General features: G+C 38.6%; 11 protein-coding genes and 1 tRNA gene. 11 read left to right on the top strand and 1 reads right to left on the bottom strand.

Features of this window, described 5'->3' with window-relative positions; all coding sequences use genetic code 11:
- Positions 1-180 precede the first annotated feature (180 nt).
- The 6 genes from ACM03V_RS20110 (at position 181) to ACM03V_RS20085 (ending at position 6039) form a co-directional block, all read left to right on the top strand.
- Positions 181-3051, top strand: a complete 2871-nt coding sequence (locus tag ACM03V_RS20110; RefSeq protein ID WP_414622570.1) for a glycerol-3-phosphate acyltransferase — start codon at positions 181-183, stop codon at positions 3049-3051.
- A 141-nt stretch (positions 3052-3192) separates the two neighbouring features.
- Entirely contained in the window at positions 3193-3441 is a 249-nt protein-coding gene (locus ACM03V_RS20105) for a DUF4926 domain-containing protein (RefSeq protein ID WP_414622569.1), read from the top strand.
- A gap of 27 nt (positions 3442-3468) precedes the next feature.
- Positions 3469-3714, top strand: a complete 246-nt coding sequence (locus tag ACM03V_RS20100; RefSeq protein ID WP_414622568.1) for a hypothetical protein — start codon at positions 3469-3471, stop codon at positions 3712-3714.
- The gene (locus ACM03V_RS20095) at positions 3704-4081 is read left to right on the top strand and encodes a type II toxin-antitoxin system RelE/ParE family toxin (RefSeq protein WP_414622567.1); all 378 of its coding nucleotides are present in this window, start codon (positions 3704-3706) and stop codon (positions 4079-4081) included. The genes ACM03V_RS20100 and ACM03V_RS20095 overlap by 11 nt, the downstream gene beginning before the upstream one ends.
- 38 nt (positions 4082-4119) lie before the next feature.
- On the top strand, positions 4120-4680 hold the full coding sequence (locus tag ACM03V_RS20090; RefSeq protein ID WP_414622566.1) for a helicase HerA domain-containing protein: 561 nt from the start codon (positions 4120-4122) through the stop codon (positions 4678-4680).
- Between the two features lie 99 nt (positions 4681-4779).
- Positions 4780-6039 (top strand): hypothetical protein, encoded by a 1260-nt coding sequence (locus ACM03V_RS20085; protein WP_414622565.1) that lies wholly within the window; start codon positions 4780-4782, stop codon positions 6037-6039.
- A 109-nt stretch (positions 6040-6148) separates the two neighbouring features.
- On the opposite strand, the gene ACM03V_RS20080 is transcribed toward ACM03V_RS20085, so the two are convergent.
- A tRNA-Thr gene (locus ACM03V_RS20080) sits at positions 6149-6220 on the bottom strand.
- Between the two features lie 408 nt (positions 6221-6628).
- Between ACM03V_RS20080 and argF the strand changes: the two genes are divergently transcribed.
- From argF to ACM03V_RS20055, 5 genes are all read left to right on the top strand, one after another.
- A complete protein-coding gene (gene argF, locus ACM03V_RS20075; RefSeq protein ID WP_414622564.1) occupies positions 6629-7555 on the top strand; it encodes an ornithine carbamoyltransferase in 927 nt (308 codons plus the stop codon).
- A gap of 297 nt (positions 7556-7852) precedes the next feature.
- Complete coding sequence (gene lexA, locus ACM03V_RS20070; protein ID WP_414622563.1) at positions 7853-8461, top strand: transcriptional repressor LexA; 609 nt, start codon at positions 7853-7855, stop codon at positions 8459-8461.
- Positions 8462-8747: 286 nt separating this feature from the next.
- Entirely contained in the window at positions 8748-10238 is a 1491-nt protein-coding gene (locus ACM03V_RS20065) for a DNA phosphorothioation system restriction enzyme (protein ID WP_414622562.1), read from the top strand.
- Positions 10239-10689: 451 nt separating this feature from the next.
- Complete coding sequence (locus ACM03V_RS20060) at positions 10690-10878, top strand: hypothetical protein (RefSeq protein WP_414622649.1); 189 nt, start codon at positions 10690-10692, stop codon at positions 10876-10878.
- A complete protein-coding gene (locus ACM03V_RS20055; RefSeq protein WP_414622561.1) occupies positions 10875-12941 on the top strand; it encodes an AAA family ATPase in 2067 nt (688 codons plus the stop codon). The genes ACM03V_RS20060 and ACM03V_RS20055 overlap by 4 nt, the downstream gene beginning before the upstream one ends.
- The last annotated feature ends 78 nt before the right edge of the window (positions 12942-13019 follow it).

Genomic DNA, 13019 nt, shown 5'->3' with positions numbered 1-13019 from the left:
TTTTTAGTTTTTGTTTATCAGTGACAATTCGTTAAACGCTGATGTTGGATTCTAAGGGGTGTGGATTATATTATCACCCCTTAGACCGTTTTCCCGTTTGTCAAAATAAGATTTTAGTTAAATTTTAGATTTTAGATTTTTGTTAATTATTAGATTGAAGAGAAATCAAAAATAAATTATATGCTTGAACTGTGGGGTGCTTTATTTATTTTTATTTTTTGTCCCCTTTTAGGTGGATTACCAGTGATTTCGTGGATTACCAATGCTTTCGCTAAGCGTCGGTTGGCCCAAATCGGTACTGGTAATATTGGCGTTAGTGCTGCTTTCTATCACGGTGGTACTGTGGTGGGAGTTCTGGCTGTTTTGTCGGAAGCCCTTAAGGGAGTGATTGCAGTTTTAATCGCGCGTGCTTTTTTTCCAAGTGGTTCCTATTGGGAATTGGTTGCTTTAATTGCCTTGGTAATAGGTCGATTTTGGATGGGGAAGGGCGCGGGTACTACTAATGTTGTCTGGGGATTTGCGCTACACGATCCGATGGCGGCGGCGTTTGTATTGTTAGTAGGTAGTATCAGCTTTCTGCTTTTGCGTTCCAAAGAATTAGCAAAATATGGAGTGTTGATTTTGTTTCCTTTGATTGTCGCGGTACTGCATTTTGACAATATATCCCACATTTTGGCGGCGGTTGTTTTAGCGGGTTTGCTTGCTTGGATTTACCAACAGATACCCGATGACTTAAATTTAAAAGCATCCGAAGCGAAACCAGAATCGCAAGCGATGTTTCAGTTGTTGCGCGGCGATCAAAAAATACTTTCTCTGGATGATGAATTAGATGCTGCCATTGTAGGAAATAAAGCAGCTAGATCCTCCGAAATGAAGCGTGTTGGTTATCCAGTTCCCAAAGGTTGGGTACTGACTCCGATGGATGAGCCAGAAACGCTGATAGATTATCTTCAACCGTCGGATTTATCTCCCCTTGCAGTACGTTCTTCAGCGTTGGGAGAAGATACCGAAGAAGCTTCCGCAGCCGGACAGTACGAAACTGTTTTGAACGTTACGACAAAAGAAGGTTTACAGCAAGCTATTAATACAGTTCGCGCTTCTTACGAGCATCCAGCCGCCGCTCAATATCGTCGCGATCGCAATTTAAAAGAAACTGCAATGGCGGTATTGATTCAACAACAAATCCAAGGAGTATTTTCTGGAGTTGCTTTTAGTCGCGATCCAATTACTCAAGAAAATGATGCTGTAGTAATTGAAGCAGCGACAGGTAGTGCGGCTCAAGTAGTTTCCGGGAGATATACGCCGGAACAATATCGGGCTTTTGTGGTGAAAACTGAGAATTTGTCTTCGGTACATTTGGAAGGTGAAGGACAGATCCCCGCAGTTTTAATCAAGCAAGTAGCTTACTTAGCCCGCCAAATCGAACAGCACTACCACGGTATTCCTCAAGATATCGAGTGGAGTTATGACGGTCAAACTTTGTGGATATTGCAAGTTCGTCCGATCACCACTTTACTACCAATTTGGACGCGGAAAATTGCCGCAGAAGTAATTCCGGGAATTATTCACCCCTTAACTTGGTCAATTAATCGTCCTTTAACTTGCGGTTCTTGGGGAGGAATTTTTGCGGTAGTATTGGGCGAGCGTGCTATTGGTTTAGATTTTAACGAAACGGCAACGCTTCACTTTTCTAGAGCTTATTTTAACGCCAGTCTTTTAGGAAAGATTTTTTTACGCATGGGATTACCTCCCGAAAGTTTGGAATTTCTGACTAGAGGCGCAAAGATGAGCAAACCGCCTCTGAATTCTACTTTGTCAAATTTACCCGGATTGCTGCGGTTGCTGACAAGAGAATTAAGTTTACAAAGAGATTTTAAACGAGATTTCCGCAAGCGGTTTAAGCCGGGATTAGCTGAATTAAAACAAAAGTCATTACTTGAACTTTCACAAGCTGAGCTATTAGAAAGAATTGAATTTATTTTAGAACTGCTTCGTAGCGCCACTTATTACAGTATTATGGCTCCCTTGAGCGCTGCGATTAGACAAGGAATTTTTAAACCAAAAGATAGTGACATTGATAACAGGGCAGCTCCCGAAGTTGCAGCCCTTCGAGAGCTTGGGGAATTAGCCGCAGAAGCAAAATTGATATTACCGGAATTTGATTCAGAAACGGTATTTGAAGATTTGGCAGTTTCCACACCGGGACAAAAAATTCTCGAAGACTTTGAAACCTTGCTCAACCGTTACGGTTATTTGAGTGATGTGGGAACCGATATCGCCGTTCCCACTTGGAGAGAAGAGCCGGAAGCTGTAAAACTATTGTTTATTCAGTTGATGCAAGGAAACCAACCTCCTAAAAACAAGCGCAAGCGGGGGGGAGTCGTACAAAGTCGCGTAGATTTGAAAGGACGAGTTACAGAAGTTTATTCCCGACTGCTCGCACAGTTACGCTGGACTTTTATCGCTTTAGAACGAAATTGGTTGCAAAACGGTTCGATTCAAAAACCCGGAGATATATTTTTCTTAGAAATCGAAGAAATACGCAGAATTATTAGGGATTCGGATTATCAACTGATTAGTAATTTAACAGAGTTAGTCAAAATAAGAAAAAGGCAACTCGCTTCCGATGGCGAACTTAATCCCGTACCGCTGCTAGTTTACGGTAATGCACCTCCGCTATCAGTTTTCTTATCTACTCCTTCTCTCGTTCCCGATGGAATGCTAACCGGAATTCCCGCCAGTCACGGGCAAATTGAAGGTAAAGTTAAAGTGTTACGGAATTTACAGGCTGTTCCAGATATAGATAAACAAACAATTCTGGTAGTTCCTTACACCGATTCCGGCTGGGTTGCTTTACTGGCAAGGGCTGGCGGATTAATAGCCGAAGCAGGCGGAAGGCTGAGTCATGGTGCAATCATCGCCCGCGAATACGGTATTCCCGCAGTCATGGACGTACATAATGCTACTTGGTTATTACAAGACGGCCAGCGAGTCCGGATTGATGGTTCTAAGGGAATTATTGAGATATCGAACGATTTAAGACCGGATTGAGGAGATGGGGGGATGGGGAGATGGGGAGATGGGGAGATGGGGAGACAAGGGGATGAGTTAGTACCACCAGAGTTAGGAATTATTTAATTCAACCTTTAACCTTTAACCTTTAACCTTATTCGCCTCTAAAAAGTGGAAAAAATGGTAGAAATAATACTATATCAACGTGTAGCTTTAAAAACTGATTTGCCCGAACATCAATTAAAAAAAGACGATGTTGCAACATTAATTGATTTTGTTCCTCACCCCCAAACAGGTGAAGATGGATGTGTTTTAGAAGTATTTAATGCTACAGGAGAATCAATAGCTGTTGTTATTGTTCCCACATCTGATATTAAGCCTTTAACAAAAGATGAGATTCTCAGCGTTCGTTCTTTGGTGAAAATCTAATCATCACACAACACACTAACACGATATATGAAAGCAATTGAAACCACAGCCACAATTAATGAAAATGGGGAACTTACACTAGATCGATCGCTAGAAGTTACCAAGCCACAGCGCGTTCGTATTATTGTTTTACTTTCCGAAGATGATGAAGCCGATCCAGATGAAACACCGACAGAAATAGCTATAGAAGGCATTCATCAAGGCATACGAGAGGCATTAAGCGGACAAACTATTCCCCTTTCACAAATGTGGGATGGGATTGATGCAGAGTGAATCATCACCGATTCAAGTAGCTCTTACACCTCGTTTTAAAAGGGATCTACGACAACTCGCCAAACGCTATCGTTCAATTCGTAGCGATATCCAACCTTTAATTGAGCAGCTTCAGGCTGGTGAAATTCCTGGGGATAGAATTGCTGGAGTTAAATATCAGGTTTTCAAAGTTCGTCTTAAAAATAGCAACATTCAAAAAGGAAAAAGTGGAGGCTATCGAGTAATTTATTATTTGAAAACCGATCAAGCAATAATCCTAGCTACAATTTATTCTAAATCAGATATTTCCGATGTTAGTAATGAAGTAATTGAAGAAGCCATCTCACAATACGAACAAGAAATCCAAATAGAAGATAACCTAGACTAACACTACCTTCTTAAGTTAAAAATAAAGTCGCTACATTAATGTGGGAACAGCGACATCTAATTTGGGAATGTACACAATACCTGATTATCGACACAAACATTGGTATTGATATTAATCCTAAAACTCTTTTCTATCAAAGCTTGATTGCAGGTGCGACCGGGAGCGGAAAAACAAATTCTTGTGCCAATTACATTTGTGCTGCCTTACAAATGGGCTTTTCAGTTATTATTTACGATCATAAACCTGATTATCAGCATATTAATATACCCAATCAAGATGCAATAAACATTTTAAATGGGAATGCTCAAATACCTGATGATATTTTGAACAATTTAAACAGTCGTATTATTCATCGCCATAACCGAGCCAGTGAAGCACAAAGAGCATTAGAAAAAGCCGCAGATGCTCAAATTTCGATGACTAAGAATTTTGGTCCTGGTGAAGCACTTGTAGATTTATTTGGTGCCTCAGCAGTAGTTAATGCGAGAATGCGTTTATCGCCTTTTCAGCTTACTACTGAAGAGTTATTACAGCAGCAAGAAGAACAACAAGCCGCATCTCAATCGCAAACACAGCGCAGAACTTCTCGATCCAGATAAAATTTAGCCCGTGTCTAAAATATTGAAACAAAAGCTAGGATTCTAGCTTCATTTTCTATCGTCCGAACTATTTTTTGGTAGTCAGCAGGGAATCAATCTATGAAAGAAGCTTCATCTAAACACGAATTTGCCATAGTCCCTACAATTGTTAGTGGAAATCAAGAAACCGTTATCATCCAATTTTTAAAAACAGCGACAGAATTGTTAAGCCAAGTTGAAACTGTAGAAGAAACTCAAGAGATTTGGCATAAAGTAAATGCGCTAGAAGCTCTTTCTAAAAAGTTCCAATTAAATAAAGAGGTGCAACTTGATGCTACTGAATTGCGAATAAGGATTGAACGCCGATTAGGAAAATTATTTAGCCAGAAAACTCAAACAAAAGAAGAAATAACAAGCCAGAAACAAAGCTCAGTTAAGATAGATTTGGATTACGAAAATTTTAAATCAAACCTTAATATCACTAAAAATAATTTGTCAAAGTACCAGAAGCTTGCAAGCACTCCGCAAGAAATATTTGAAAGTGTCATAACTGATTTAAGGACTGAAGCAACAATTAAAAACCAGACAGCTTTATCCACAACCGCAATATTACGGGCTATTAAGAGTAACAATAAAAAACATTCGGCACAACCACTATTTAGTCCTATCATTAAACCTTCTGACAACTGGAATTTCAGCACAGTTAATTACAGCCGTATCGAGAAAAAAATCGGAGAAGATAGGGGTTACATTCCTGGTGAAATTTATGCCAATTGTTTGTGGTATTACACTAAGCCCGATAATTTGGTAGTAGCACCAATGGCAGGTTCTGGTCAAATTTGGCGTGTATATCAAGCGCGTCATGAATGGATGGGTCAGCACGTCTATGATATTGATTTAAAAATGTTTGATCTGACTCCACGCGGAAAATACAAACATTTAATTTTTCAACACAACTCAACAAAAAGCTTCCCAGTTGAAAGTCCTGATTACATTGTCATCGACATTCCTTACTATGGTATGGCTAACCAACAATATTCTGACAAACCTGAAGATTTGGCTAACATGATTTGGGATGATTGGAAGATAGCAATAGCTGCAATCGCCAAAAACTGTGCAGTAGCACAACAAACAGGAAGTCTTTGCACTGTTATTTCTCCTAACTATCGAGATGTAGCCAAAAAACAAATTTTCATGGTTACAGACATAATTCGCTCTCAGTGGGAATTAGCTGGTTATCTTCTTTACGATAAAGCTTATTCAAGCCGAAGAATCCAGCAAAATCAAACTCCTCAAATGGCTAGAATGAATAATCAAGCTAAAGCTAATCAAATTATGCTGACTGATATTACGGAAATTCTTACATTTCAAAGAAGTTAATTTTTCTGACTACTGATTAAAAAGACGATTAAACTAAAAGTAATAAAATAAAATCGATAATGTGTCACTGTACAAATGTACAACATAAACACAAGATATTAAATCAAAAAGCCAGCAGTCGGATTTGAACCGACGACCTACGCATTACAAGTGCGTTGCTCTACCACTGAGCCATGCTGGCATAATTAAGTTATAACCATTTAGAATTGTACCAGAAAAAATAATATTGTAAAGCCCTAATTTAATATCAATCGATGAAAAAGCTTTCATCAAAAATAATTGATTGTTTGAAGTCAGAAAAATTATCGTAATTTATGCCTTGCTTCTGACTCAATTAAAACGATTATATTAAGACGCGAATATTTTTATCTGTCTAGAGAATGATTTACCTGAACCCGAAAGCAAAGCTACTTTAATAAAAATACAGAATCTTGAACATAAAAAAAATTAAAACTTTGTTGCTGCCGCTACAAGTTATCTTAAGTCAGTGAAGGGCGATCGCCAAGCAATTCATAGATTGAAAACTGCTAACTGTTCGCCGTCCACTATTAACAGTTAACCGTTAACCATTCCTTAAAGTAAGTAAAATATGACAGCGTTAAGCCAAAAAGATTTATTGAGCATAGCAGATTTGAGTCAGATGGAGGTTGAAGAACTTTTGCAAATGGCAACTCAGCTGAAAGCACAAAAGTTGAAGTTGCAATGTAATAAAGTATTGGGACTTTTGTTTAAGAAAGCTTCTACTAGAACGCGAGTTAGTTTTACGGTTGCAATGTATCAATTAGGCGGGCAGGTTATTGACCTTAATCCTAATGTAACTCAAGTTAGTCGCGGCGAGCCAATTCAAGATACGGCAAGAGTTTTGGATAGATATCTTGATGTTTTGGCAATTCGTACCTTTGAACAGCAAGAATTACAAACCTTTGCAAATTATGCCCAAATTCCGGTAATTAATGCGCTAACAGATTTAGAGCATCCCTGTCAAATTTTGGCGGATTTGCTCACAATTCAAGAGGAATTTCAAACTTTAAAGGGTTTGACTTTAACTTATGTCGGCGATGGTAACAATGTTGCAAATTCTTTGATGTTGGGTTGCGCTTTGGTGGGAATAAACGTGAAAATTGCCACTCCTCCGGGATACGAACCTTGTTCAGATGTTGTAGAACAAGCACGCGCAATTTCAGGTGGAAAAACTGAAGTTGTTATTACAAAAGATCCCTGTGGGGCAGCAAAGAATGCTAATATACTTTATACTGATGTATGGGCAAGTATGGGGCAAGAAAAAGAAGCAGACGACAGAATGCCAATTTTCAAACCTTACCAAATTAATCAGGAATTGTTGAGTTTTGCCGACCCAAAAGCGATTGTTTTGCACTGTTTACCAGCGCATCGCGATGAGGAAATAACAAATGATGTTATTGAAGGCGAACATTCGCGAGTTTGGGATCAAGCAGAAAATCGACTCCACGCTCAAAAGGCTTTACTTGCCAGTATTTTAGAAGCCGAACCAGTTTAAATTTTGAGTACACTGCGTTGCGGAGGAACACGACCGTTGTAGCAAGTGTACGGGATTGTAGATTTTGCGGAAAGTTGAGGAAGGCGTTGAGGGCGTAGATGTTCTTCTCCTCAAACTAAGCATCGACAGATTTTGGATTTCTCCGCGATTCATAATCCAAAATCTTCCTGTTAACAACTCCCAATTCAAAATTTGTTTGAGAATTTGCAATATAAAAGGCAAAAAACTTTGCCGTTATGAGGTTTTTTGTAGTACTAATGTTCTTAGGACATTTGTATTTTACTTCCCTATAAATCTATGGAAAAACTGACAGAAGCACAAAGAGAACTTTACGATTGGCTGACGGAATATATCCGAATGCGTCAACATTCACCTTCAATTCGTCAGATGATGCAAGCGATGAATTTGAAGTCGCCAGCACCTATTCAAAGTCGTTTGGAGCATTTACGCAACAAAGGATATATTGAGTGGAGTGAAGGTAAAGCCCGGACTATTAGAGTTTTGCATCCCGAAGAACCCGGCGTACCGATTTTGGGAACCATAGCTGCTGGTGGTTTAATCGAACCCTTTACCGATGCTGTGGAACATTTGGATTTTAAAGAGATAAAATTACCATTCCAAACTTATGCTTTGCGGGTAACTGGCGACAGCATGATTGAGGATTCCATAGTTGATGGAGACATGGTATTTCTGCGTCCGGTACAGGAACCCGATATGCTTAAAGACGGTACCATTGTCGCTGCAATGGTAGACGGGCACGGTACCACATTAAAGCGGTTTTATCGTACAAGTACCGAACGAATTACCCTCGAACCTGCAAACTCTAAATATCAGCCAATTGAAGTTGATGCAGGGCAGGTACAGGTGCAAGGTTCTTTAGTTGCCGTTTGGCGTAATTACAACTGAAGTAGGGAATTGGGCATGGGGCATGGGGCATAGGATTTTGGATTTTAACAACGGATGCTTTTGTTTTGGATTGGGAGTTAGGAGTTAGGAGTTAGGAGTTAGAAATTTTAACCCCATCTCCCCCATCTCCCCCTCCGGGTTGCGCCACTTGCTACAAGTCGGGGAACCCGCCCAACGCAGTGGCTTACCATCCCCCCATCTCCCCATCTCCCCATCTCCCCATCTCCCCATCCCCCCATCCCTTTAATTACGAGTCACTAATCATCGCCAGGGTAGCCGCCATTTTATGTATCTGACGCAAAAAAAATCTCAGCTAAAAACACCAACTACTTTTCGCCTAAAAATTCCTTATCGTGCGGGGGAAAAGAAAGGTACTTATCAAGCAAAACAGCTATTACCGGGATGTCCGAAAATTCCGCCATCTCTGCAATTGCGAGGCTACCAAAAGCAAGCTGTAAATAATTGGTTTGCTAATAATGGTAGGGGTACTCTAAAAATGGCGACTGGTAGCGGTAAGACTATTACAGCACTGGCAATTACTTGGGAATTATATAGTCAAATTAATTTGCAAGTATTGTTGGTGGTGTGCCCTTACCGCCATCTTGTGACTCAGTGGGCGCGGGAATGTGAAAAGTTTGGTTTAAAGCCGATTTTAGCTTTTGAAAGTGTTCGTACTTGGCAAACGCAACTTTCGGAGCAGCTTTATAATGTACGTGCTGCTTCTCAACAGTTTCTGACAATAATTACTACTAATTCTACGTTGATAAGTGATGGTTTCCAATCTCAATTAAAATATTTTCCTGAAAGAAGCTTGATTATTGGCGATGAAGCACATAATTTAGGCTCGCCAAAGTTGGAGGAAAGTTTACCGCACAATATTGGATTAAGGTTGGGGTTATCAGCGACACCAGAAAGATATTTTGATGAGGTAGGAACTCAGTCTGTATTTAATTATTTTGGTGCGGTTTTGCAACCGGAATTTACTTTGAGAGATGCCATTAATCAAGGTGCTTTGGTGCGCTATCTTTATTATCCGGTGTTGATAGAATTAACCGAATCTGAAAGTCTTGCTTATGCCAAATTGACGAAAAAAATCGGACGGCTTTTACAGTATAAACAGCGAGAAAGTGGCGACTTAATTAATATTGAAGACAATGAAGATATCAAATCGTTGTTAATTCAACGTGCGAGATTGGTAAGTGCTGCTGAAAATAAGTTAATTGCTTTGCGGGAATTAATGTTAAGTCGTCGCGAAACTACTCATACATTATTTTATTGCAGCGATGGTTCCCAAGAAGCAGAAGGGCGTGCGAATTTGCGTCAATTAAAGGAAGTAACTCGCATTTTGGGAGTAGATTTAGGTTATAGAGTTAGTACCTATACGGCGGAAACTTCTTTAGTAGAAAGAGAAGCTTTAAGAAGTCAATTTGAAAGTGGAGAATTACAAGGTTTAGTTGCAATTCGCTGTTTGGATGAAGGCGTTGATATTCCTGCTATTAAAACTGCTGTAATATTAGCTTCTTCAAGTAATCCCCGTCAATTTATCCAGCGCCGGGGGCGTGTTTTACGTCCTCATCCGGGTAAGGAACGTGCAACTATATTCGATATGATTGTACTGCCTCCAGATTTAGATAGAAACACTTTGGAGGTGGAGCGTAATTTGTTGAGAAAAGAGTTGCGGCGGTTTGTTGAATTTGCCGATTTAGCTGATAATGCTGGTGAAGCCAGGATGAAATTATTAGATTTACAAAAGCGGTATGGGTTGATGGATGTTTGATTTGGGCATTGGGCATTGGATAATATGATTTTTGAATTTCATCAAAAAAACTTTGCGCTCCTTTGCGTTGAAAAATAAGATAAAAATTACCGTGATGTGGGATAATTAGGTATAGGGATAAATATTTTTATAATTGGATGTAAGTAAAATTTTTATGGGCACTAATATTTCCATTATAAAAATACTCCTTATATAAAGATAATACCAGAAAAGTGGTTCTAAAATAAATATTTTTTCGAGATAAATACTAAAAAATGATTTTAATTAATTTACACTTTATTATACATAAAAATTGTTTATTAAACGCGTTATAAGGTTTCAAATAATACATTCATCTATCAGTTAGCTATTAATAATCGGGCTTAAAAGGATAATCCGAGCAAACATCGTTACAGTGACTTTACGGATAACAGAGTATAGCTACTACGGGTAAAATATAGCTTGAATTGCTATGTTAAAAACCGTAATGAAAAAACAGCATAATATAGATGAAGTACAAGAGCCAATAACTAGCGCATCACCGGAAGTAAGGCAAATAATCGAGCAAGTATGGCATTTAGAAAAAAGCAGACTTGATAAAAAAAGTTTAGGTCATATTAACGAAGATATTTTAGCAATCGTTAAGGAAGCTGTAAAATGAAGCTGACTTCTATCAAGCTTTGTAATTTTCGTTCTTTTTACGGTAAAACTTGCGAAATCCAGATTGCGGGGACAAATTCAAACAATACTACTATTATTTACGGTAATAATGGTGCGGGTAAAACGAGTTTGCTGAATGCATTTACATGGGTATTATACGAAAAATTTAGTGCGGCTTTTGCCTCCATCGATCAACTTGTAAATAAAAGGGCGATCGCCGAAGCAAAAATTGGGCAGAGTGTGGAATGTTGGGTGGAGTTAGCATGGGAACATGATAGTAAACGTTATCGTGTAAAACGTCAATGTCGAGTTTACAAACACGAAAACGATCTTGACGTTGGTAAAACAGAAATATATATGCAGGTAGCTGGAGATGACGGTAGATGGTACCTTCCACCGCAACAACCGGAAGAGATTATCGGACAGATTTTACCAGCTAGTTTACATCAATACTTTTTTTTCGATGGCGAAAGAATTGAAGAAATAGTTCGTTCCGATAAGAAAGCGGAAATTGCGGAAGCTACTAAGATATTTTTGGGTATAGAGGTAATCAATCGTTCGATACGACATTTACAAGAAGCAAAGAAAAGTTTAGAAAATGAGTTGAGAATAATTGGTGATTCGGAAATTAAAAAATTACTGAAACAACAGGGTAAAATTGAACTTGAAATTGAAATAATCAACAAGCGTCAGCAAGAAATAATTAAAGAGTTAGAATATCAAAATACTTTTAAAAAAGAAACTAGTAAGCGGTTGCGGGAACTGAATGCGGCAAAGGATTTACAGGAAAGACGGCAGGAATTAGAAAAACAGAAAGCGTCGCATCAAGATGATTTACGGCAAACTAGAGAAACTATCAAAAAAGCCATATCTACACGCGGCTATACAGTATTGTTACCGGAAACAACCGTACAGTTTCGAGAAATTATTGATAATTTGAAGCAGAAAGGAAAGTTAACGACAGGGATTTCGCGGGAATTTATTCAAGATTTATTAAACTCACATAATTGTATTTGCGGTACAAGTTTAAGTGAGGGAAATACAACTCGCGCAAATGTCGAAACCTGGTTGGAGAAAGCTGGCTCCTCGGAAGTTGAAGAAACAGCAATCAGAATCAGCGCTCAAGTTGATGAAATAGATAAGCAAGCAGGATTATTTTGGGAAGAAATTGATAAAGAACAAGCTAGAATTAGTCAGTTAAGACAGGTTATAGCTGAAATTGAAGCAGAGTTAGATAATATCGAAGAAAGACTAAGAAAAGATCCGAGTGAAGAGATTAGAAGTTTACAAAAGCGGTTGGATAAAATAGAAGAAAAAATTACAGAGTTAACTTTAGAACAAGGCGCTAATCAGCAAAAGGTAATTAACTTAAAAGCTGAATTAGAAAGTTTAAATAAACAAATATCCAAGCAGAAATTAAACGAAGAAAAACAGATATTAGCCCAGCGTCGCATCACCGCCACCCAAGACGCGATAGATAGATTAACACAAGTCAAAGTATTGCAAGAGCAGCAATTTCGCTTGCAGTTAGAAAAACGAGTTCAAGAAATATTTAGCGAAATTTCCTTTACACCTTATATTCCCACAATCAGCGAAAAATACGAATTAACGCTGATAGAAAATACTTCTGGTTTCGCAATGCCAGTTGCAGCATCCACCGGAGAAAACCAGGTTTTGAGCTTATCGTTTATTAGCAGCATTATCGATAGAGTGCGGGATTGGAGTCAAAATAAAATGCTGATGGTAGCCGATAGCAGCACATTTCCAATTGTGATGGATTCACCTTTCGGTAGCTTGGATGTAATTTACCGAAAACACATAGCTCAAATCATTCCAAAATTAGCAAATCAATTGATAGTTTTGGTAACTAAGACTCAATGGAGAGGTGAAGTAGAAGACGAAATGTCATACCGAGTTGGTAGAGAATATGTGTTGACTTATTATTCTTCCAAACCAGATTGCGAACAAGATTTTATTGAATTGAGCGGGGAAAGATATCCTTTAGTGAAGCAAAGCCCGAATGAGTTTGAATATAGTGAAATTGTTGAAGTTGAGAGAGAGTAATAAGTTAACAATTATCAATTAACAAGGCTCTTCATTACATAGTATGCTAAATTATGAGCAAGAAATCGCTGCAACACT

Origin of the sequence: Calothrix sp. CCY 0018 (genome assembly GCF_963920925.1) — a bacterium.
GTDB lineage: Bacteria > Cyanobacteriota > Cyanobacteriia > Cyanobacteriales > Nostocaceae > Rivularia.
This window is presented reverse-complemented; position numbering and strand designations above follow the sequence as displayed.

Coding starts and splice junctions, on each gene's coding strand:
- ACM03V_RS20110 (WP_414622570.1), top strand. CDS start 181: ATGCTTGAACTGTGGGGTGCTTTATTTATTTTTATTTTTTGTCCCCTT.
- ACM03V_RS20105 (WP_414622569.1), top strand. CDS start 3,193: ATGGTAGAAATAATACTATATCAACGTGTAGCTTTAAAAACTGATTTG.
- ACM03V_RS20100 (WP_414622568.1), top strand. CDS start 3,469: ATGAAAGCAATTGAAACCACAGCCACAATTAATGAAAATGGGGAACTT.
- ACM03V_RS20095 (WP_414622567.1), top strand. CDS start 3,704: ATGCAGAGTGAATCATCACCGATTCAAGTAGCTCTTACACCTCGTTTT.
- ACM03V_RS20090 (WP_414622566.1), top strand. CDS start 4,120: ATGTGGGAACAGCGACATCTAATTTGGGAATGTACACAATACCTGATT.
- ACM03V_RS20085 (WP_414622565.1), top strand. CDS start 4,780: ATGAAAGAAGCTTCATCTAAACACGAATTTGCCATAGTCCCTACAATT.
- argF (WP_414622564.1), top strand. CDS start 6,629: ATGACAGCGTTAAGCCAAAAAGATTTATTGAGCATAGCAGATTTGAGT.
- lexA (WP_414622563.1), top strand. CDS start 7,853: ATGGAAAAACTGACAGAAGCACAAAGAGAACTTTACGATTGGCTGACG.
- ACM03V_RS20065 (WP_414622562.1), top strand. CDS start 8,748: ATGTATCTGACGCAAAAAAAATCTCAGCTAAAAACACCAACTACTTTT.
- ACM03V_RS20060 (WP_414622649.1), top strand. CDS start 10,690: ATGTTAAAAACCGTAATGAAAAAACAGCATAATATAGATGAAGTACAA.
- ACM03V_RS20055 (WP_414622561.1), top strand. CDS start 10,875: ATGAAGCTGACTTCTATCAAGCTTTGTAATTTTCGTTCTTTTTACGGT.